The sequence below is a fragment of the Chryseobacterium sp. CBSDS_008 genome, from assembly GCF_049959325.1.
Lineage (GTDB): Bacteria > Bacteroidota > Bacteroidia > Flavobacteriales > Weeksellaceae > Chryseobacterium.
Window position 1 is genome coordinate 22,108 of record NZ_CP188202.1, and the last position, 20,962, is coordinate 43,069.

A 20,962-nucleotide genomic window follows, 5' to 3' on the forward strand; every position below is an offset into this window, starting at 1 on the left:
TCCTGCTAAAAATGAAAAATTTATTTAAAATATTAGCTCTGGTTTTTACCGGACTTTTAGTTTTTTCCTGTGAAAAAGACGAAGATCAGGCGGTTATCAACGAAACATCCGCAGGTAAAATATCTGCTGATAAAAGTGCAGTTGTTCTTAATGAGCTTAATGCCAATACGGCTGTTATCACTTTTACATGGATAAAACCGACATTTAATATTGCCGTAGTTCCCAATCAAGAATTAGAATTTGGAATTAAAGGTGATGGCTTTAAAAAAAGTGCTGCTATTGACTTTTCCAATGATATGACTTCAGGAGCTTTGACTCATGCTGCGATGAATGCCGCAATGTTTTCTATTGGAGCTGTGCCTGATGCTGTAAATGATATCGAGGTAAGATTGAAAACCTCTGTAGGATCAGCGGCCTTTTATTCTAATGTAATAGCCGTTAAGGTAACTCCTTATACTCCAAACCCGGATTTGGTATACCCTAAGATCAATGTACCGGGAAGCTATGCAGCAGCAGCAGGTTATGCAAACTGGACTCCTGCCAATTCACCTAATTTATTTTCCCCTGGAAAAAATGATGAATACAGAGGATTTATATGGATCAATACTGTTACCGGTGCTGAAGATGGAAAATATAAATTTGCAATCAATCAGGACTGGCCAGGAAATAAAGGGGATGATGGTACCAAGACAGGAAAATTAAAAGCTGATGGAGATAATATTAAAGCTCCTGCAGCAGGAACCTATTATATCAAAGTAGACTGGGTGGCAAATACCTACTCTTCAGTTTTAGCCAACTTCGGAGTTATCGGAGATGCAACACCTACAGGATGGGGATCAGATACTGACTTTGTATACAATCCTGCAACCAAAACATATGTTATCAATTCAATTGCCTTATCCAATACCGGAGTATTTAAATTCAGAGCCAATGATGACTGGGCAATCAAGTTCCAGCCAAAGGATGCAGAACAGACTCTGGTTTCAGGAACAGGTGTTCAATCCTATTTAAGTTCAGAAGGAACTGTTACAGGAGATCCTGGATATAAAGTTTCACAGGCAGGAAACTATAAAATTGAACTGGATTTACACAATTCAGCATATTACAAATTAACCGTTACTAAATTGTAAATCAAACTAAAACAAAGCAAAGTGCTGCTTTACCGCAGCACTTTATCTATTTTTTAAGTTAATAAATAGTCATTATGAAGAAAATTACAGTTGGAGCACTTTTGCTCTCAATGATGTTTACAGGTGTGAAAGCCCAATCTTTAAAATCTCCGGACGGGAAGTTCGAAATGAACTTTCAGCTGAAAGAAGGAGTACCTTACTACAACCTGAAGTATAATGGTGCGGTAGTGGTTGAAGATTCTAAATTGGGATTGAGATTATTTAAAGACACAGCCATAAAGTTCGCTTCTGAGATTGCCAAACCAGAAGATGCAAAATACGATCTGAACAACGGTTTTGCAAAGACAGATGAAAAAAGAGACTCCAAAAATGAAACCTGGCAGCCGGTTTTAGGAGAAAAGAAAAATTATATCAACCATTACAACGAGCTGGCAGTTACCCTGAACCAGGCTTCTACAGACAGAAGCATTGTGGTAAAGTTCAGATTGTTTAATGATGGCCTTGGTTTCAGATATGAATTCCCGCAGCAGAAGAACCTAAATTATTTCGTAATCAGAGAAGAAGATTCTGAAATTGATTTTCCTACTGATATGAAGGCATGGTGGATCGTTGCAGATTACGACTCTCAGGAATACCAGTATCAGGAAACAAAAGTATCTGAAATTCCTTCAAAATGGGACAAGGCATACGATGCGAATGCTTCACAATCATTGGTGAAAAATGCTGTTCAGTCTCCTTTAATGCTTAAAAAAGAAGGAAAAGAACCACTGTATATCAATGTTGCAGAAGCAGCAGTGTTGGATTATCCGGCTTCACACCTTGAAGTGGATGCACAGAACTATAAGTTCAAAACACATCTTACAGCAGACAGACAAGGAGCGAAAGGATATATTCAGACACCATCGGTAACGCCTTGGAGAACCATTATTGTAGCTCCGAAAGCAGAGCAGGTGATGGATTCCAAAATGATCTTCAATCTTAATGAGCCTACGAAATATACCGACACATCTTACATTCATCCTACAAAATACATGGGAGTATGGTGGGAAATGATCATCGGAAAATCACAATGGGCATATTCTACAGCTGAAAATGTTCATTTAGGGAAAACCGATTTTACAAAATTGACTCCAAACGGAAAGCATGCTGCTAATAATACAAAAGTTAAGGAATACATTGACTTTGCGGCAGAAAACGGATTCCAGGGATTACTGATTGAAGGTTGGAACATCGGTTGGGAAGACTGGTTCGGACATTCAAAAGAGTTTGTTTTCGATTTCATTACCCCTTATCCGGATTTTGATATCAAAATGCTGAATGAATATGCCCATTCAAAAGGAATTAAGCTGATCATGCACCATGAAACTTCAGGTTCTGCCACGAACTATGAAAGATGGGCAGACAAAGCTTTCCAGACGATGAATAAATACGGGTATGATGCTGTAAAAACAGGATATGTAGGAGATATTATCCCTAGAGGAGAACATCATTATTCTCAATGGACAATTAACCATTATTATAGAATTGCTGAAAAAGCAAACGACTATAAAATCATGGTTAATTCTCACGAATCTGTTCGTCCTACAGGAGAAAGCCGTACCTACCCGAACTATATCTCTGCAGAAGCAGCCCGTGGAACAGAATATGAAGCATTTGGAGGAAATAAGCCTGATCACCAGACCGTTCTTCCGTTTACAAGATGGATGGGAGGTTCTATGGATTACACGCCGGGAATTTTCCAGACAAAACTTGACTACTATTTCCCTGGAGATAATCGTTTTGTAAAAACTACCCTGGTAAAACAGCTGGCTCTCTATGTAACGATGTACATGCCGCTTCAGATGGCTGCAGACCTTCCTGAGAACTACAAAAAGCATATGGATGCATTTCAGTTTATCAAAGATGTGGCAGCAGACTGGGATGATACCAAGATCTTATCTGCAGAACCTGGTGATTATGTAGTTACAGCAAGAAAGGCAAAAGGTACTGAAAACTGGTTTGTAGGAGGTATTACCGATGAAAACAAACGTGAGTATACAGTAGATTTCTCATTTCTGGATAAAGGAAAAAAATATGAAGCAACAATCTATGAAGATGGAAAAGATGCCGACTATGTTAATAATCCTCAAAGCTATAATATCTATAAGAAAGAGATTACAGGAAAATCAAAAATTAATTTTAAAATGGCAAGAAGCGGCGGGTTCGCAGTTTCAATTAAGCCGGTAAAATAATTTTAAAGATACACTAAGGTGCCCCGGCTCATTGAATTTTCGATGTCCGGGGTATTTTTTTGCAGTTATTTATCCTCTGCCTGTTGAATGAGCTGAGAATATTGATGGCCAGATTCTGATATCTGCTCTTTTACTTTAGCAGGAGTTCCGGTCTTTATCTTCTCTTTATATTCCTTTTGATACTGTTTTACTGTTTTTCCAGTTCCGTCATGTCTCCATCCCGGGGAATAAAAAAGATATTTTATCCGGTCTTTAAAGGAAATTCCCGGCTGTACGATGTCTTTTCCTATTCTTCTCCACTCATAGAAAAGCATGGTGGCGGGATCCTTCGATTTTATTTTAGGATAAACACCGTATTTTACAGGAACTTCAGGATCTTCTTTTTCAAAAGTTCCGAAAATTTTATCCCAGATAATGAGACCCATTCCCATATTACGGTCCAGATATTTGATATTACACGCATGGTGTACCCTGTGATGAGAAGGAGTCACCAGGATATATTCTAAAAATCCCATACTTTTAATCGACTGGGTGTGTACAAATGTGCCGTAGATCTGTATAGAAGAGTAGGCGACCAGAATATGCCATGGATGAAAACCCATAAATGCTAATGGAGAGAAAAATAAATACCTGTATAACGGCTGAAATACAGGACTCCTGAACCCTGTGCTGATATTGAAATAATCAGAATTATGATGCGTAATATGTACCGCCCAGAAAACACGGGAGTGATGATCTACGTAATGATGCACATAATAAGCAAAGTCTTGAGCCAGGAATACCGCAATCCAGTACCATATTCCTTCCTGCCAGTCGAAAAGACGGTGCTGGTAAAAGAACATCATAACAAACAAAGAAAAACCTTTCATGATGATGTCTAATCCATAATTAAGCAAAGCAAAAAGGACATTTGTTGCGACATCTTTCGTTTCATAGATTTTCTCTTTGTTAAAGTGACTGTAAGCCATTTCAAAGAAAATAATGACTGCAAACACAGGAATTGTCCAGGTGTAAACAACATCAGGTCCCTCCGTTTTAAATATATTGCTGAAATCCAACATTTTTTCTATAAAACTAAAGATAAAAAGTATGGAAAAGTAATTTTACACATGAATTTTTTGTGAAAAAGTTAATAACTCTTAATAAAACTATAAATAAGGATATTTAATCTTGAGAATTTACATGAATGAAGATCAAAAAAAAGCGATTTTCTCTTGCATTTTTAACGGTGTATATGAAAATTTTATGCTAAATTGAACATTAATATGAAGACAATATATGCAACATTCGCCCTTTCTATAGCTTCTGTAGCTTTTTCCCAAAAAAACCTGGAAAGAGTAGAGCCGGCTTTTTGGTGGAAAGGAATGAAAAACCCTGAGCTTCAGATTCTTGTTTATGGAAAGGAAGTGAGCAATAATGAGATTACTCTTACAGATGGAATACAGATCAAAGACATCCGGAAAGTTGATAATCCCAACTATGTTTTTATTACGGTCAACACCAATGAAATAAACGTTCCGAAGTTTACCATTAATATTAAAAAAGGAAAAGAGAGTGTAGGCTCGTATGTCTATGAACTCAAACAAAGAAATCCTGGATCTGCAAACCGCGAATCTTTCACTTCAAAAGATTTTATGTACCTGATTATGCCGGACCGCTTTGCCAACGGCGATGAAAAGAATGATTCAATGCCGGGACTTACTGAAAAAGCAGATCGCAGCCTCCCGAATGGCAGACATGGCGGAGATCTCCGTGGTATCATCAACAACCTTGATTATATTCAGAACCTGGGAGCTACTGCCGTATGGCTTACCCCTGTAAATGAAGACAACGAAAAAGTGTATTCCTATCACGGCTATGCCCAGACCGATCTGTATAAAATAGACGCCCGCTACGGAACCAATGAAGACTATAAAGCCTTATCCCGGGAACTGAACAAGCGAAATATGAAGTTGGTGATGGATTATGTAACCAACCACTGGGGAGGATCACACTGGATGATCAAAGACCTGCCTTCCAAAGACTGGATCCACTGGTTTGATGAAGGTGAGAATGGATTTAAACGTTCCAATTACAAGACTACAACACAATTTGATATCAATGCCTCGGATATTGATAAAAAATATGCACTGGATGGCTGGTTTGATAAAACGATGCCTGATATGAATCAAAAAAATCCATTGGTTTTAAAATACCTGACCCAAAACGCAATCTGGTGGATTGAATATGCGGAATTGGGAGGCTTTCGGGTAGATACGTATCCTTATAATGATAAAGACGCCATGGCCAAATGGGCTAAGGCTATCACCGATGAATATCCGAAATTCAATATTGTAGGAGAAACCTGGCTTTATACAGCCGCACAAATCGCAGCATGGCAGAAAGATTCCAAAATTGGAGAGATAGCAGGATACAACTCAAATCTACCGTCGGTAATGGATTTTATGCTGTTTGAAAATATGCCTAAAGCCCTTAAAGAAAAAGAAAGCTGGGACAAAGGGATGATTCGTATTTACGATTCTTTTACCAGCGATTTCCTTTATCCGGATATCAATAATCTTTTAGTTTTCTTTGAAAATCATGATACCGAAAGATGGAACGAGATCTTTAATGCCAATCCTGATGCTTATAAAATGGCACTTACCCTCATTTCAACGGTAAGAGGAATTCCACAGATCTATTACGGATCAGAAATAGGAATGCGAGGTGATAAAACGAAGGGAGGTGATGCAGATATCCGCAGAGACTTTCCTGGAGGCTGGAAGTCTGATTCTCAGAATGCCTTCAATCCATCTATTCAGACTCAGGAACAGAAAGAACTTTTCCGGTTTACTCAAAAATTATTAAACTGGAGAAAGGGCAAAGACGTGATTCATAACGGGAAAACTAAAAATTACGTTCCTCAGGATGGTGTCTTTGTTTATTTCAGATATAATGAAAAAGAAAGCGTAATGGTGGTCATCAACAATAATGAAAAGGATCAGACGTTAGATTTGAAACGGTTTGCAGAATCACTTAATGGGTTTACAAAAGGAAAAGAAGTAGTTTCAGGAAAAGAAATATCATTACAAAACAGTATGAATATTCCTGCTAAAACACCATTTATCATTGAACTTGAAAAATAATTACTACATATGAAAAAACTAACGACTGCTTATACCTTAATCCTTTTTGTGTTGGGATTTTCTTTATTCAGCGCTCAGTCAAAAAATACATTTGAAAAAGAAAAAACGGAAATCAGTACGATGCTGGATGCCTTCAACGTAGCTGCGGCAAAAGCAGATTATACTGCTTATTTTAACTTCTTTGCGGATGAATCTACATTCATTGGAACAGATGCTACCGAGATATGGGATAAAAAAGCATTCATGGTGTGGGCAAAACCCTATTTTGACAAAAAGAAAACCTGGAATTTTAAAGCGCTGAAAAGGAATATTTACTTCAGCAAAGACGGGAAACTGGCATGGTTTGATGAACTATTGGATACCCAGATGAAAATCTGCAGAGGTTCCGGAGTGGTAGAGAAAATCAACGGAAGCTGGAAGGTAAAGCAATATGTTCTTTCTGTGACGGTTCCTAATGAGGTCGTTGATAAAGTGGTTATAGAAAAAGCACCTATCGAGGATGTATTAATTCAAAAACTGAAATCATAATGGCAGAAATGGTAGGTAGAGATAATTCGGGGCCATTCGGAAAAATAAAAAAGCCAGACTTATCCATGCTCCAGATTATCAATATGAGTATGGGATTCCTCGGGATTCAGATGGCATTCGGGTTACAAAATGGTAATGCAAGCCGTATTTTGGGTAATCTGGGAGCAGATGTTCACGAATTATCCTGGTTCTGGCTGGTAGCTCCGGTGACAGGGTTGATTGTTCAGCCTATTATTGGGCATATGGGAGATAATACCTGGAGTCCGCTTGGCAGAAGAAAACCTTATTTCCTGATTGGCGCTGTTTTGTGTGCCGTAGGATTGGTCTTGCTTCCAAATGCAGCTTCCGTTACCCAGATGTTTGCAGCCAGCGCGCTTTTGTTAGCCGTAATATTCCTGGCGATGATGGATGCTTCTGTAAACATTGCAATGGAACCCTTCAGAGCTTTGGTAGGAGATATGCTCCCAAAACATCAGGGAACAATAGGATTTTCAGTACAGACCATTCTGATAGGGGTCGGAGCAGTGTTGGGTTCTTATCTGCCGGACTGGCTAACGAAAATGGGAATTTCCAATGAAGCCCCTGCAGGATTTGTCGCAGATAATGTGATTTACTCTTTTTATATTGGAGCAGGATTGCTTATCGTATCAATTTTATATACGATAATGACAACCAGAGAGTATTCTCCACAGGAATTTGCTGATTTTGAAGATGGGAAAGAAGTGGAACAACAGGAATCGAAGTTTTCAGATATTTTTAAAGACTTTGCTGCCATTCCTGCACAGATGAAAAAGCTGGGAATTGTTCAGTTTTTCTCATGGTTCGCATTATTTACGATGTGGGTTTTTACAACCAGTGCCCTGGCAACCCATCATTTTGGGCTTTCTCCAGAGGATACCCATTCCAAAGCATTTAATGATGCGGGAGATCTTACCGGGAAACTTTTCGGAATGTATAATCTCTGGGCAATCCCGTTTGCCTTTTTACTGACTCCGATAGCTAAGCTGATTGGTAAAAAACAGACTCATGCCCTGGCTTTATTATGTGGAGGATTGGGGCTTGTTTCCATGTACTTCATTAAAAACGTTAATAATCTATGGATCTCAATGATCGGATTAGGTTTCGCCTGGGCAAGTATTCTGGCAATGCCTTATGCCATGCTTATTGAGGTGATTCCACAAAGAAAAATGGGGGTTTATATGGGAATATTCAACTTCTTTATTGTCATTCCGCAGATCATCAATGGTTTATTCGGAGGACCTGTTGTAAGCGGTGTTTTCGGAAAACAGGCGATGGATTATGTTGTGGTAGGAGGTGTCTGCATGCTGATTGGAGCTTTAGTGACCATGATTTTTATTAAATCTGAGGATGAAACCCCTAAAGAAATTGAAGAAGAGATCAAGCAGGTGCATTTTTAGTTAGAAGTTAGAAGTTAGAAGTTAGAAGTTAGGCTGAAAACTTTAACTTAAATCTAAAATAATATAGAAAAATTCAATAGGAGCGGGCTAAAACCCGCTTTCTCTTTAGATATTCATCAAGTGGCTTTAGCGAAAATTTAAATCTACAGTATTCAGAATCTATTAGTCTCCCACAGATTTCACGGATAACACAGATGTTTACGTTTATTCTTTTCGATCTCCGGAAAAATGCTATTCGCGGTATGGAATTTTATCGCAGATAAAATCCTTGCGCCTTAAAAACTTCGAATGTAGAAAAATAGCGTCTTTGCCTAACCATAATTATCCTCATTTCTGAGCTCTTTCACCTATTTTTATTTCCCCAATTTCCTTTCTTAACCTACATCAACTTTTTTAAACACACACATACCGTACATTTGTACTATAAATAATCACAGAAAATGAAAACAGTATATCATAAAGCAGATTCAAGAGGCCATGCCAACCACGGATGGCTAAATTCTTACCATACATTCAGTTTTGCCAACTATCAGAACAGAGACAGAACGAACTTTGGAGTTTTAAGGGTATTGAACGATGACACCGTTTCTCAGGGAATGGGCTTCGGAACACATCCGCACAGGGATATGGAAATTATCTCAATTCCTTTGGAGGGAGATCTGGAACATAAAGACTCCATGGGAACTACTGCGGTGATCAGAAAAGGAGAAATCCAGGTAATGAGTGCCGGAACCGGTGTAAAGCACAGCGAATACAATAAAAATAAAGATGAAGAGGTGAAGTTCCTGCAGATCTGGGTTTTCCCGAGAGAACTGGATGTGGAACCACGATATGATCAGAAAAGTATTAAAGAAGGTGAAAAGATCAATGGATTACAACAGATTTTATCTCCCAATAAAAATGATGACGGAGTCTGGATTCATCAGGATGCCTGGTTCAACCTGGCCAACTTTAAAAAAGGGAACGGCAAAAATTATATGCTCAACAAAAAAGGAAACGGGGTTTATGCATTTGTTTTAAAAGGAAGCGCAAAAATAGGAGACCGTGTCCTGAATGAAAGAGACGGATTAGGAATCTGGGACACACAGAGCTTTAATATTGAAGCCGTAGAAGACACTGAAGTATTATTAATGGAAGTCCCAATGGAACTACCCGCTTATCTTAAATAAAAAACTAAATTTGTAATCTTAAAAATAAACCTCACCTATGAAAATTTTAGCAATAGCAGGAAGTAATTCAGAAGTTTCAATGAACAAACAGTTGGTAGCATATGCCTCAACATTATTTGAAAATGCAGAAGTGGAAGTAGTAGATCTGAATCCTTTCGAAATGCCAATCTACAAACATGAAAGAGAACTGGCTAATGGGGTTCCTCAGGAAGCTCGTGATTTTGCCGCAAAAATTGACGGTGCAAATGTATTGTTGGTAGCTTTGGCAGAACATAACGGAACCTATTCTACAGCATTCAAAAATGTGTTCGACTGGGTATCCAGAATTAAAGACAGAACGGTTTGGAACGAAGTACCAATGCTATTGATGTCTACATCTCCGGGAGGCAGAGGAGGAGCAGGAGTTTTGGAAGCAGCATCAAAGCGTTTCCCTTTCCACGGAGGAAATGTGGTGGAAACTTTTTCGCTTCCTTTCTTTAATGATAACTTTGATAAAGAAACTCAAAAAATTTCTAACGAAGAGAAAGCCAGTGAGTTAAAAGAAAAAATACAGAAGATTGCGGCTATTGAAACCATCCTTGAAAAATAGAATTGAATTTGTATTTACATAAAAACCACTCATTTTGAGTGGTTTTTTATATTAACATCTATTTATAATGAATTTGAATACGTTAATTGTCCATTAACCCAACTTCTTTTAATTTTTTCAAAAGTTCATTAAAATCTGAAACCAAAGTTGCAATATCTACGGCTGATGAATTCATTTGATTCATCTTTTTTTTATTGATTTTATCTACTTTAATTGGACGGACACCGCCATCTGTGACAACCCAGTATTCTCCAGTTTCTGAATACAAGATATCTCCCGTCATTGCTCCTGTTGTTCTGTTTTCTATGGGATTTGATGGAGGTGTAGTTGTTATTTTATATTTGCCATTAGGAAGATTTCTTGATATATAACTTGAAATACTCTCGCCCTTCTCAAAACTTAATATTTCGTTCAATGATATAAACTTAAAGTCGAATTCATTTTGATTCACATTATATTTACCTAATTCTATTTTTAAATATTTTGTCTGAGGAGCATATTGTTCAAATTCTAAGATCGCAATTTGATTTATGAAACCTGTTGAGCCTTCAGTAGCTAATGGAAAACGAAATGCACTGCCTACTATATTTTGAAACTGAGTGTCTATACCCGCTACTGGTTTGGTTATAGTAATTAACTGTTGGTTAGAATCATATAGTTCTATTCGAAAACATCTGGCGATGTTGCTTATTGTACCAAAATAATTAGCCTTGCCGTTAAGCATAAACAGGTATTTAGAGGTGGCATTTACAGGTATCAATTTAGATTTTATAGTAGTAGAGTGATTAACAATATTCCTATTCCCTATTCTTGTGAAATCTTTATTAGTTCTATCTATCACAAGTGAAGTTGCAGTACCGAAAACCCATGACCGTACCGACTCGGAATAATCAAAATCTATTAAATACGGATCAGGAATTAAATTAGGTCCAAATCTTAAATTAAGGTCTAGATTCCCCATCGGTATATTGACTACTTCCTGATTTGTTATTTTCTTTATTTGTGATCCAATTATTTCGCAGTCTGCCCCATCGTACATCAGCCAATCTATTTGGCAGCCAATAATAGTCATATTTTGTACCGGATTTGCAGATAATGTATTTACTAATAAATTAATTCTTCAATAGACACCACCTTGTAATTGAATATTTTGATTTATTTCTATAGAATTGGGCTCAATATTCAAATACATCCCATTATCAATGATATTTACAGGGTTAACAATTTTGATATTATTACAGTTATCTACAATTGAAAAATCAGATTGACCGTTATTACCGAAAAAACAATTGTCAACTGTCAGATCATTTGTGTTTTTTGCATATAATCCCCATGAATTACCATTTATTTGATTTCTAAAATTAAAAAAACCACATTTTTTAAGATAAATACGATTCCTGGATTCTGTAGTGGCACGTTGAGAATCTAATTCTGTTTCTAAAGAATAAAAGTTGATATTTTCAACGTAAGCGTCATCCCAGAACTGAACCATTGTAGGAGTACTATTCTTTTTAAGATAAAAATTAACTATTCCTTTGCCTATAATATTGATTTTCATTTTATCAACGGCATATCCGGTTCTGAAAATATTAACTGAATAGTTACCGTTGTCAAATACTAAATCTAAATTATGATCTATAGCATAATTTCTTACCTTGTCAAATAAAGCTTGTTGAGAACTAAAATTATTGTAGTTGGGAGTCGTTAAAAGCGGAAATAAAGAAAAGTCCTTTGAATTGAATTGTTGATTTTCAAAAATAGCAATCCAACTTCCACCCGTACCATTAATAATACTTCCGCCGTTATCAATTGCTGTACTAAATGTCCACATATATATTAAATGTCCTTTGTCTCCTGGAAAATAATAGCCTAACAATAAAATAGATTCCCCTTCCGATTGTCCATTAGTATTTCTTAATTCTGAAATACTATCAATTGTTTTTAACATATACATATTTGAATAATTTAAGTGAATCAAAAATAAGACTTAACTTATATAATCATTTATCTGAATGTTTATTTTTTCTTTGTATAAAAAGAGTATCAAGAAGAATATACTGCAATTTCTTATTTATCAAATATTTAATAATTTTACTTTAATGATAACTTTGATAAAGAAACTCAAAAAATTTCTAACGAAGAGAAAGCCAGTGAGTTAAAAGAAAGAATACAGAAGATTGCGGCTATTGAAACCATCCTTGAAAAATAGAATTTGAATATTCATTTAAAATTACTATTTTTGCAAAAAGAAAAGAGATGAAAATTCAGACCTCCTATAAACAATGTTTTTCTCATAAAGGGAAAGTTGTGGGCTCTGAAATTCTGAGATAAAATAACGGCCGATAATCTGAAAAGATTGTCGGCTTTTTTGTTTTCTAAAATTGAGTATAAAAGTAATTGAAATATTAAAAGATAAGAAGACGCAAGACGCCAGATACAAGATAAGAATTATCTGAAATCTGAGATCTGAAATCCTATATCTAAAAATCTAAGCAGACATGAGCAACACTTACAAATCAGCAGGAGTAGACAAAGAAGAAGGATACAAAACGGTTGACAAGATCAAAAAGGCGGTCGGTGAAACCCACAATTCCAATGTACTGAACCATTTGGGTAGTTTTGGTGCTTTCTATGAAATCGGTGGATACAGAAATCCGGTCCTTGTATCAGGAACAGATGGAGTAGGAACAAAGCTGAAAGTAGCTTTAGATACTAAAAAATATGATTCTATCGGGGTAGACTGCTTTGCGATGTGTGCCAATGATATCCTTTGCCACGGTGCAAAACCTTTATTCTTCTTAGATTATCTGGCTTGTGGAAAGCTTGATTCAGAAATCGCTGCAGAAATCGTTTTAGGAATGGTAGCTGCTTGTAAGGATAACAACTGTGCGTTGATTGGCGGAGAAACTGCTGAAATGCCGGGAATGTACCAGCCCGGAGATTATGATGTTGCAGGATTTTGCGTAGGAATTGTAGAAAAAGATCAGATTATTGACGGTTCTACGATTAAGGCAGGGAACAAAATTATTGCTTTACCAAGCTCAGGATTCCATTCAAACGGATTCTCTTTAGTAAGAAAAGTATTCCCGAACTTCGAAGAAGAATTTGAAGGAAAACCTTTATATGAAACACTTCTGGTTCCTACAAGACTATACTACAAGGATATTCATAAAGTATTGGAAGAGGTAAAAGTAAGCGGAATTGCCCACATTACAGGAGGCGGTCTTTATGAAAACGTTCCAAGAATTATCCCTGAAGGACTTTGTGCTTCTATTGATGGTTCTAAGGTTAGAATTCCAAGTGTAATGCTTGAGCTTGAAAAAAGAGGAGGAGTAACCCGTGAAGAAATGTACGGTACATTCAATATGGGTGTTGGGATGGTGATCGTAGTAGATGCTGAACATGCTGAAAAAGTATTACACCTTTTAGATGATGCTTACGAAATCGGAGAAATCACTGAAGGAGCAGAGAAAATAAACTTAACATTTTAAAAGACTTCAGATTCCAGATATCAGATCTCAGACTTTAGTCTTGTATCTGATATCTGATATCTAGTATCTAAATTAATGAAGAACATCGTTGTACTCGTATCCGGTTCAGGAACCAATCTTCAGAGGATCATTGATACTATTGGCTCAGGAGAAATCCAGAACGCAAAAGTAAGTTTGGTGGTTGCTGACAGAGAATGTTTCGGATTGGAAAGAGCAAAGAATCACAATATAGAAAACATTCTCATTCCAAGAGGAAAGAATTTCAGCAGTGAATTGGCTAAAGTAATCCCTGAAAATACTGATCTGATCGTATTGGCAGGATTTTTATCCATCTTAAAATCTGAATTCTGTGAAAACTGGAATGGTAAAATAATCAATATTCACCCGGCTTTGCTTCCGAAATTCGGAGGAAAGGGAATGTGGGGAATGAACGTTCATAATGCAGTCATTGAAGCTAAGGAAGTAGAGAGTGGAGCCACTGTACATTTTGTAACGCCAGGCATTGATGAAGGAGAAGCCATTCTTCAGAAATCGTTTGAAGTAACTGCTGACGATACTCCTGATACACTGGCTCAGAAAGTTCACCAGATTGAATATGAAATATTTCCAATAGCGATCAATAAGGTTTTGGGAAATCTGTAATGTAACAATATAACAATGTATCAGTTTACCAATTATTAATTGTTACATTGCTATACTGATACATTGTTATATTAGTAAAAAATCTAAGTAAAATAAAAGTAAGTTCGGAGGTGAAAGACCCGGACACAGTTTGAAATAGCTGTAAAAAGTAAAAAATTGAAAGTAAAATGAGTAAAAAGAGAGTTTTAATCAGTGTTTCTGACAAAAGTGGATTAATAGAATTCGCGCAGTTTCTGGAAGCTCAGAATTATGAGTTGATCTCTACAGGAGGAACGTTCAAACATTTGAAAGACGCTGGTTTAAATCCTATTCAGATTGATGAGGTAACCAATTTCCCTGAAATGCTGGACGGAAGAGTAAAAACTCTACACCCGAAAGTGCACGGTGGACTGCTGGCTGTCCGTAACAACGAAGAGCACATGAAAACCGTTCAGGAACACGGAATTGATCTGATTGACATGGTTATCGTAAACCTTTATCCTTTCTTTGAAAATGTAAACAAAGACATTTCTTTACATGAAAAAGTAGAGTTTATTGATATCGGCGGCCCTTCAATGCTTCGTTCTGCAGCGAAAAACTTTGATTCTGTAACGGTAATCACAGATGTTGAAGACTATGCGACAGTGAAAATTGAAATGGAGCAAAACGGTGATACTTACATCGAAACCCGTAAAAAGCTTGCAGGAAAAGTATTCAACCTTACTTCTGCGTATGATGCAGCCATTTCAAGAATGCTTCTGGATGAAGAATATCCTGCCTATCTGAATGCTTCTTATAAAAAAGTGGCAGACTTAAGATATGGAGAAAACCCTCACCAGACAGCTGCTTATTACGTTTCTACTTTCGAGAACGGAGCCATGAAAGACTTCGAGCAGCTTGGAGGTAAAGAACTTTCTTTCAACAACCTTCGTGATATGGACCTTTGCTGGAAAGTAGTTACTGAGTTCAAAGAAGAAATGGCCTGTTGTGCCGTAAAACATTCTACCCCTTGTGGAGTGGCCATCGGAACAACAGCATTGGAGACCTATCAGAAAACATTCGAATGTGATCCGGTTTCTATCTTTGGCGGAATTGTTGCAATGAACTATAAAATAGACGCAGCAACAGCTGAAGAACTGAATAAAACTTTCCTTGAAATTGTCATGGCTCCTGAATTTGATGAAGAAGCTCTTGACATTTTAAGAAAAAAGAAAAACTTAAGAATTATCAAAATCGTAAACCCGGTTTCTGATAAGCAGACTTGGGTGAAAGTAGACGGCGGTATCCTGGTTCAGGATAATGATACCCACTTTTCAGACGATATCAAAGTAGTAACTGAAGTACAGCCTACAGAAGAACAGAAAAAAGCATTGCTTTTCTCTCAGAGAGTGGTAAAATACGTGAAATCTAATGCTATTGTAGTTTCCAACGGAATTCAGGCATTCGGTATCGGTGGCGGACAGGTCAACAGAATCTGGGCGACTCAGCAGGCGATCGAAAGAGCAAAAGAAAAATTCTCCGGAGATCTGGTATTGGCTTCAGATGCATTTTTCCCTTTCCGTGATGTGGTAGATTTCTGCGCTCAGGAAGGTATCAAGGCGATTATTCAGCCAGGGGGAAGTGTAAAAGATCAGGATAGCGTAGAAGCTGCAAATGAGCACGGTATCCCAATGATGTTTACAGGAGTGAGACACTTTTTTCACTAATTAAAATAGAATTAAAAATAATTAGGGATTGTATTTTTAGCATTCAAAATTATATATTTGTAAAATAAGACTAGATAATAAATAAAGTATGAGAATATTAATCATAGGTGAAGGCGGTAGAGAATCTGCTTTAGCGGCAAAGCTTCAGAATGACCCAAGAATTTCTAAAATGTTTTTTGCCAACGGGAATGCTACTACCGATGCAATAGGGAAAAATGTCCATTTATCAGAAATCAAAGAACTTAGAGATTTCGCTATCAAAGAAAAGATTGATCTTACGATCGTAGGTCCGGAAGCTCCTCTTGTAGCGGGTATCAAGGACGAATTTAAAAAACACGATCTTAAAGTTTTCGGTCCAACTCAAAAGGTAGCAAGCCTTGAAGGAAGCAAAGCTTTCTCTAAGAAATTTATGCAGACCTATGATATCAAAACAGCCAAGGCAGTAGTATTTGATTCATACAACGATGCTAAAGAATATATCCAGACTCAGCAATATCCTTTAGTGATCAAAGCTAGCGGTTTGGCAGGTGGAAAAGGGGTTGTTATCTGTGATAACCTTGAAGAAGCTGAAGCTACCATCCACGATTTCATGATCAGAAGAATCTATGGAGATGCGGGTATCCGTTTAGTTATCGAAGAATATTTACAAGGTTTTGAAGCGTCTATCATTGCATTCTCTAATGGTGACAAGCTTTTCCCATGTATCGCTGCAAAGGACTATAAAAAAGCCGGAAACGGAGATACAGGACCAAATACAGGAGGTATGGGTTCTGTGGCACCAAGCCCGGAATTCACTCAGGAGCATTATGCAGACTTCGAAAAAAATATCTTAGAACCTACTGTTAAAGGACTTAAAGCTGAAGGCTTTGGATTTAAAGGAATCATCTTCTTCGGATTGATGGTAACGAAAAACGGAGCGTACCTTCTTGAATACAACATGAGATTCGGAGATCCTGAAACGCAGGTATTGATGGCACTTATGGAAAACAATCTTCTTGATGTCATTCAGGATTGTATGGAAGGGAAAGAAGTTGAACTTAAATTTAAAGACGAAAAAGCAGTTTGTCTGGTAATGTGTTCAGGAGGTTATCCAAGAAACATCGAAACAGGTTTCGAAATTACAGGTGAGGATAAACTGAAACACAGCAAACTATTATATGCAGGTGCTGTAAAGAAAGGAGATAAAGTGGTTTCCAATGGCGGTAGGGTTCTGAATATCGTGGCTACAGGAGCTACCTACGATGATGCCCGCAAAAAAGTTTACGAAGATGCAGGTCACGTACATTTCGATTACGGCTTCTACAGAGAAGACATCGGAAAGTTTTAATAAAAATCACAAAAAAGATTTGGAGCTATTCCAAGTCTTTTTTTGTAAAACAGTTAATATTAGAAATTAAGAGGTCAGATACCAGACTTCAGAAAAAAAATCTGAAATCTGATGTCTGAAATCTGATATCTTTCAAACAAATCAATTATCAACAATGAACAACGGTATTATTATTTTAGATTTCGGATCCCAGTACAATCAGCTTATCGGAAGAAGAATCCGTGAGATGGGAGTATACTCTGAGATCTTACCTTACAATACACCATTACAAGATATTTTAGCAAAACAGCCGAAAGGAATCATCCTTTCCGGTGGACCTAGCTCTGTAAATGCAGAAAATGCCCACCTGGTTGAAAAAGAATTATACGAGCAGGGAGTTCCTGTATTGGGAATCTGCTACGGAATGCAGATGACGGCCCACCTTTTAGGAGGAAAAGTAAACAAAGGAGAAAAAGGAGAATATGGTAAAGCAAACCTTGATATCGTTAAAGAAAGCTCTTTACTGAAAGGGGTTACTCAGAACTCTGTAGTCTGGATGAGCCATTTTGACGAAGTAGGAGAATTGCCTGCAGGTTTTGAATTAAATGCAAAATCAGGCGTAATTGCTTCTATCTCTAACGAAGAAAGTAAAATCTTCTGTGTTCAGTTCCACCCGGAAGTTTCTCATACAGAAGAAGGAGGGAAAATGCTTGAAAATTTTGTTTTCGGAATCTGTAACGCAGAGAAAAACTGGAAACTGACCAATTATATCGAAAAAACAGTTGAGGAAATCCGTGAGAAAGTAGGAGACAACAAAGTGATCCTTGGTCTTTCCGGAGGAGTAGACTCTTCTGTAGCGGCAGTTTTGATCCATAAAGCAATCGGTGATCAGCTGACTTGTATCTTCGTAGATACGGGATTATTAAGAAAAGATGAGGGTAAGAAAGTGATGGATCAGTATGGAGAACATTTCCATATGAACATTAAAATGGTGGATGCTCAGGAAAGATTCCTTTCAAAATTAGCTGGAGTAGACGATCCTGAAGCGAAGAGAAAAATCATTGGAAATGAATTTATCCATGTTTTTGATGAAGAATCTCACAAAATTGAAGGTGCTAAATTCCTTGCACAAGGTACTATTTACCCCGATGTTATCGAAAGTCAGTCTGTCAACGGACCCTCTGCAGTAATCAAGTCTCACCACAACGTTGGAGGACTTCCTGAAGATATGGAATTCGAATTACTAGAGCCGTTAAGAGAGCTTTTCAAGGATGAAGTAAGAAGAGTAGGAGAAGAATTGGGTATTCCTCACCATTTGGTATACAGACATCCTTTCCCGGGTCCTGGATTGGGAATCAGAATATTGGGCGCTGTAGATGCTGAAAAAGTAAGAATCCTTCAGGAAGCTGATGATATCTTCATCGAAGAATTATACAAAAATGATCTTTACGAAAAAGTATCTCAGGCTTTCGTAGTGCTTCTTCCGGTGAAATCTGTAGGAGTAATGGGAGACGAAAGAACGTATGAATACACTGCTGTAGTTCGTTCTGCCAACACTATTGACTTTATGACCGCAACGTGGAGCAGACTTCCTTACGAGTTCCTTGATACTGTTTCCAGCAGAATCATCAACGAAGTAAGAGGAATCAACAGAGTAGCTTACGATATTTCAAGCAAACCACCAGCAACCATTGAGTGGGAATAATTTCTTGACTTGAATTTAAAATATTAAATCCTGCCCAACGGGCAGGATTTTTTGTTAAAATGCTTTTAATGAAAAAACAATCAGTACCATATTGATAGCAATCAATAAACAATACACCAGCTTGAATAGCATGTGCTTATGAAAAATCAGATAATTTAACAGCATTGCCCCTGCCAGATAAAAGTAAACAACACTTTTGGTTTCCTGAGGTTTTATTTCAGATCCTGAAAACAGGGTTAAATTGTGTGAAAGATGAATGACTGCGTCAGGATAAAAAATTCTTAAAATAAAAATAATTACGATGCTTATAATTAAGGTTAATGCGTAGGATTTCATTATAAATAAAAAATAGAAATAAATTGGTTATTGTTTTAAATGGTATTTGTCTAATTTTCTCTAAATTTAAGTAAAATTAGACAAATGCAAATAGAAACAAGAAACCTGACACTTCAGGATTATGATGAACTGGCGGAAACGATGAAAAGAGCCTATCCGCAAATGTCGGAATCCATTTGGTCCAAAAAAAGTATTGATAAACTGACAAAGATGTTTCCTAACGGGCAGATTTGCATCACCGTGGACGGAAAGCTGGCTGCAGTAGCACTTTCCATTATTGTCAATTATGAAGAATTCGGGGATGATCATACCTATAGCGATATTACAGGAAACTATACCTTCAATACCCATTCCTCAACAGGGAATGTACTGTATGGAATAGAGGTTTTTGTAGACCCCGAGTTCCGTGAACTGCGACTGGGAAGAAGGCTTTATGATGCCCGAAAAGAACTCTGTGAGCTGTTAAACTTAAAATCCATCATTCTTGGTGGAAGAATTCCGAGCTATCATAAATACAGCCATGAGCTTTCACCCAGAGAATACATTAGAAAAGTAAGAGATAAAGAAATCTATGATCCTGTACTGTCTTTCCAGCTTTCCAATAATTTCTTACCCATCAGGGTGCTGAAAAAATATCTTCCCGAAGATGAAGCTTCCAAAGAAAATGCAGTGCTTCTGCAATGGAACAACATCTATTACAGTAGAAAACCGAATACCATGCAGGACAGTATCATACGCCTTGGGCTGGTACAGTGGCAGATGAGGCACTTCAAAGATATAGAAGCCTTTTATGAGCAGGTAGAATTCTTTGTGAATGTGATGGGAGATTATAAATCAGATTTTGTGCTGTTTCCGGAGCTGTTCAATACCCCTTTGCTGGCACCATTCAATAAGCTTTCAGAACGTGACAGTATGATAGAGCTGGCAAAGCTTACTGAAGAGATTAAAGAAAGAATTTCAGAGCTTGCCATCAGCTATAACGTAAATATTATTTCCGGAAGTATGCCTGTTTTTGAAAACAACGACCTGTACAACGTAAGCTACCTTCTTCACCGTGACGGCCGTATTGATGAATACAGAAAAATCCATATCACTCCGAATGAGAAAAGGTATTACGGAATGAAAGGAGGAAATGAAATAAAAGTCTTTGATACCGACTGCGGTAAAATAGGTCTTGTAATCTGCTACGATGTGGAATTCCCGGAATTACCAAGAATTTTGGCCGATCAGGGCATGAAAATCTTGTTTGTTCCTTATCTGACAGATACACAGAATGCCTACATGCGGGTACGCCACTGTGCTGCTGCAAGAGCCATAGAAAATGAATGTTATGTAGCGATTGCCGGCTGCGTAGGAAACCTTCCGAAGGTAAACAATATGGATATCCAGTTTGGGCAGGCTGCTGTATTTACCCCCTCTGATTTTGCTTTTCCATCCAATGCCGTGAAAGGTGAGGCAACGCCCAATACCGAAATGACCCTGATTGTTGATGTAGACCTTAATCTGTTAAAAGATCTCCATCATAACGGTTCTGTTCAGGTAATGAAAGACCGCCGAAAAGATCTTTATGAGACTTATCTTAAATAACAAAACAGAATGCGTCAGCA

The 20,962-nt window shown here is 37.4% G+C and carries 16 protein-coding genes; 13 read left to right on the plus strand and 3 right to left on the minus strand.

What is annotated here, in order from left to right:
• Positions 1-11 precede the first annotated feature (11 nt).
• Together ACP3T3_RS00090 and ACP3T3_RS00095 are read left to right on the plus strand one after the other, a co-directional pair.
• Positions 12-1,130: a SusE domain-containing protein gene (locus ACP3T3_RS00090; protein ID WP_426477923.1), complete on the plus strand. Its 1,119-nt coding sequence runs from the start codon at positions 12-14 to the stop codon at positions 1,128-1,130.
• Between the two features lie 74 nt (positions 1,131-1,204).
• Positions 1,205-3,361 carry a glycoside hydrolase family 97 protein gene (locus ACP3T3_RS00095; RefSeq protein ID WP_426477924.1) on the plus strand — a complete coding sequence of 719 codons (2,157 nt, stop codon included), beginning with the start codon at positions 1,205-1,207 and terminating at the stop codon, positions 3,359-3,361.
• A gap of 65 nt (positions 3,362-3,426) precedes the next feature.
• On the opposite strand, the gene ACP3T3_RS00100 is transcribed toward ACP3T3_RS00095, so the two are convergent.
• On the minus strand, positions 3,427-4,422 hold the full coding sequence (locus ACP3T3_RS00100) for a sterol desaturase family protein (protein ID WP_426477925.1): 996 nt from the start codon (positions 4,420-4,422) through the stop codon (positions 3,427-3,429).
• Between the two features lie 204 nt (positions 4,423-4,626).
• Here ACP3T3_RS00100 and ACP3T3_RS00105 point away from each other — a divergent pair, with 204 nt between their 5' ends.
• The 5 genes from ACP3T3_RS00105 (at position 4,627) to ACP3T3_RS00125 (ending at position 10,190) form a co-directional block, all read left to right on the plus strand.
• Positions 4,627-6,486: a glycoside hydrolase family 13 protein gene (locus tag ACP3T3_RS00105; RefSeq protein ID WP_426477926.1), complete on the plus strand. Its 1,860-nt coding sequence runs from the start codon at positions 4,627-4,629 to the stop codon at positions 6,484-6,486.
• 9 nt (positions 6,487-6,495) lie between these two features.
• Positions 6,496-7,014, plus strand: a complete 519-nt coding sequence (locus tag ACP3T3_RS00110) for a nuclear transport factor 2 family protein (RefSeq protein ID WP_426477927.1) — start codon at positions 6,496-6,498, stop codon at positions 7,012-7,014.
• The gene (locus tag ACP3T3_RS00115) at positions 7,014-8,432 is read left to right on the plus strand and encodes an MFS transporter (RefSeq protein ID WP_426477928.1); all 1,419 of its coding nucleotides are present in this window, start codon (positions 7,014-7,016) and stop codon (positions 8,430-8,432) included. The genes ACP3T3_RS00110 and ACP3T3_RS00115 overlap by 1 nt, the downstream gene beginning before the upstream one ends.
• 440 nt (positions 8,433-8,872) lie before the next feature.
• On the plus strand, positions 8,873-9,601 hold the full coding sequence (locus ACP3T3_RS00120; RefSeq protein WP_426477929.1) for a pirin family protein: 729 nt from the start codon (positions 8,873-8,875) through the stop codon (positions 9,599-9,601).
• A 37-nt stretch (positions 9,602-9,638) separates the two neighbouring features.
• The gene (locus ACP3T3_RS00125; protein ID WP_426477930.1) at positions 9,639-10,190 is read left to right on the plus strand and encodes an NADPH-dependent FMN reductase; all 552 of its coding nucleotides are present in this window, start codon (positions 9,639-9,641) and stop codon (positions 10,188-10,190) included.
• Positions 10,191-10,272: 82 nt separating this feature from the next.
• Here the strand turns inward: ACP3T3_RS00125 and ACP3T3_RS00130 are convergent, their stop codons facing one another.
• Together ACP3T3_RS00130 and ACP3T3_RS00135 are read right to left on the minus strand one after the other, a co-directional pair.
• A complete protein-coding gene (locus ACP3T3_RS00130) occupies positions 10,273-11,262 on the minus strand; it encodes a hypothetical protein (RefSeq protein ID WP_426477931.1) in 990 nt (329 codons plus the stop codon).
• A gap of 48 nt (positions 11,263-11,310) precedes the next feature.
• Entirely contained in the window at positions 11,311-12,138 is an 828-nt protein-coding gene (locus ACP3T3_RS00135; RefSeq protein WP_426477932.1) for a hypothetical protein, read from the minus strand.
• A 550-nt stretch (positions 12,139-12,688) separates the two neighbouring features.
• On the opposite strand from ACP3T3_RS00135, the gene purM reads away from it, so the two are divergent.
• The 6 genes from purM to ACP3T3_RS00165 all read left to right on the plus strand — a co-directional run bounded on the left by purM (position 12,689) and on the right by ACP3T3_RS00165 (position 20,942).
• A complete protein-coding gene (gene purM, locus ACP3T3_RS00140) occupies positions 12,689-13,681 on the plus strand; it encodes a phosphoribosylformylglycinamidine cyclo-ligase (protein WP_426477933.1) in 993 nt (330 codons plus the stop codon).
• Positions 13,682-13,756: 75 nt separating this feature from the next.
• Positions 13,757-14,323: a phosphoribosylglycinamide formyltransferase gene (purN, locus tag ACP3T3_RS00145; RefSeq protein WP_426477934.1), complete on the plus strand. Its 567-nt coding sequence runs from the start codon at positions 13,757-13,759 to the stop codon at positions 14,321-14,323.
• Positions 14,324-14,490: 167 nt separating this feature from the next.
• Positions 14,491-16,008 (plus strand): bifunctional phosphoribosylaminoimidazolecarboxamide formyltransferase/IMP cyclohydrolase, encoded by a 1,518-nt coding sequence (purH, locus tag ACP3T3_RS00150; RefSeq protein WP_426477935.1) that lies wholly within the window; start codon positions 14,491-14,493, stop codon positions 16,006-16,008.
• Between the two features lie 88 nt (positions 16,009-16,096).
• Positions 16,097-17,335 (plus strand): phosphoribosylamine--glycine ligase, encoded by a 1,239-nt coding sequence (gene purD, locus ACP3T3_RS00155; RefSeq protein WP_426477936.1) that lies wholly within the window; start codon positions 16,097-16,099, stop codon positions 17,333-17,335.
• A 154-nt stretch (positions 17,336-17,489) separates the two neighbouring features.
• Positions 17,490-19,019, plus strand: a complete 1,530-nt coding sequence (gene guaA / locus ACP3T3_RS00160; RefSeq protein WP_426477937.1) for a glutamine-hydrolyzing GMP synthase — start codon at positions 17,490-17,492, stop codon at positions 19,017-19,019.
• A gap of 420 nt (positions 19,020-19,439) precedes the next feature.
• The gene (locus tag ACP3T3_RS00165; RefSeq protein ID WP_426477938.1) at positions 19,440-20,942 is read left to right on the plus strand and encodes a nitrilase-related carbon-nitrogen hydrolase; all 1,503 of its coding nucleotides are present in this window, start codon (positions 19,440-19,442) and stop codon (positions 20,940-20,942) included.
• The last annotated feature ends 20 nt before the right edge of the window (positions 20,943-20,962 follow it).

Coding starts and splice junctions, on each gene's coding strand:
- ACP3T3_RS00165 (WP_426477938.1), top strand. CDS start 19,440: ATGCAAATAGAAACAAGAAACCTGACACTTCAGGATTATGATGAACTG.
- ACP3T3_RS00115 (WP_426477928.1), top strand. CDS start 7,014: ATGGCAGAAATGGTAGGTAGAGATAATTCGGGGCCATTCGGAAAAATA.
- ACP3T3_RS00130 (WP_426477931.1), bottom strand. CDS start 11,262: ATGACTATTATTGGCTGCCAAATAGATTGGCTGATGTACGATGGGGCA.
- ACP3T3_RS00120 (WP_426477929.1), top strand. CDS start 8,873: ATGAAAACAGTATATCATAAAGCAGATTCAAGAGGCCATGCCAACCAC.
- ACP3T3_RS00100 (WP_426477925.1), bottom strand. CDS start 4,422: ATGTTGGATTTCAGCAATATATTTAAAACGGAGGGACCTGATGTTGTT.
- guaA (WP_426477937.1), top strand. CDS start 17,490: ATGAACAACGGTATTATTATTTTAGATTTCGGATCCCAGTACAATCAG.
- ACP3T3_RS00090 (WP_426477923.1), top strand. CDS start 12: ATGAAAAATTTATTTAAAATATTAGCTCTGGTTTTTACCGGACTTTTA.
- purN (WP_426477934.1), top strand. CDS start 13,757: ATGAAGAACATCGTTGTACTCGTATCCGGTTCAGGAACCAATCTTCAG.
- purH (WP_426477935.1), top strand. CDS start 14,491: ATGAGTAAAAAGAGAGTTTTAATCAGTGTTTCTGACAAAAGTGGATTA.
- ACP3T3_RS00105 (WP_426477926.1), top strand. CDS start 4,627: ATGAAGACAATATATGCAACATTCGCCCTTTCTATAGCTTCTGTAGCT.
- ACP3T3_RS00110 (WP_426477927.1), top strand. CDS start 6,496: ATGAAAAAACTAACGACTGCTTATACCTTAATCCTTTTTGTGTTGGGA.
- purD (WP_426477936.1), top strand. CDS start 16,097: ATGAGAATATTAATCATAGGTGAAGGCGGTAGAGAATCTGCTTTAGCG.
- ACP3T3_RS00135 (WP_426477932.1), bottom strand. CDS start 12,138: ATGTTAAAAACAATTGATAGTATTTCAGAATTAAGAAATACTAATGGA.
- ACP3T3_RS00125 (WP_426477930.1), top strand. CDS start 9,639: ATGAAAATTTTAGCAATAGCAGGAAGTAATTCAGAAGTTTCAATGAAC.
- ACP3T3_RS00095 (WP_426477924.1), top strand. CDS start 1,205: ATGAAGAAAATTACAGTTGGAGCACTTTTGCTCTCAATGATGTTTACA.
- purM (WP_426477933.1), top strand. CDS start 12,689: ATGAGCAACACTTACAAATCAGCAGGAGTAGACAAAGAAGAAGGATAC.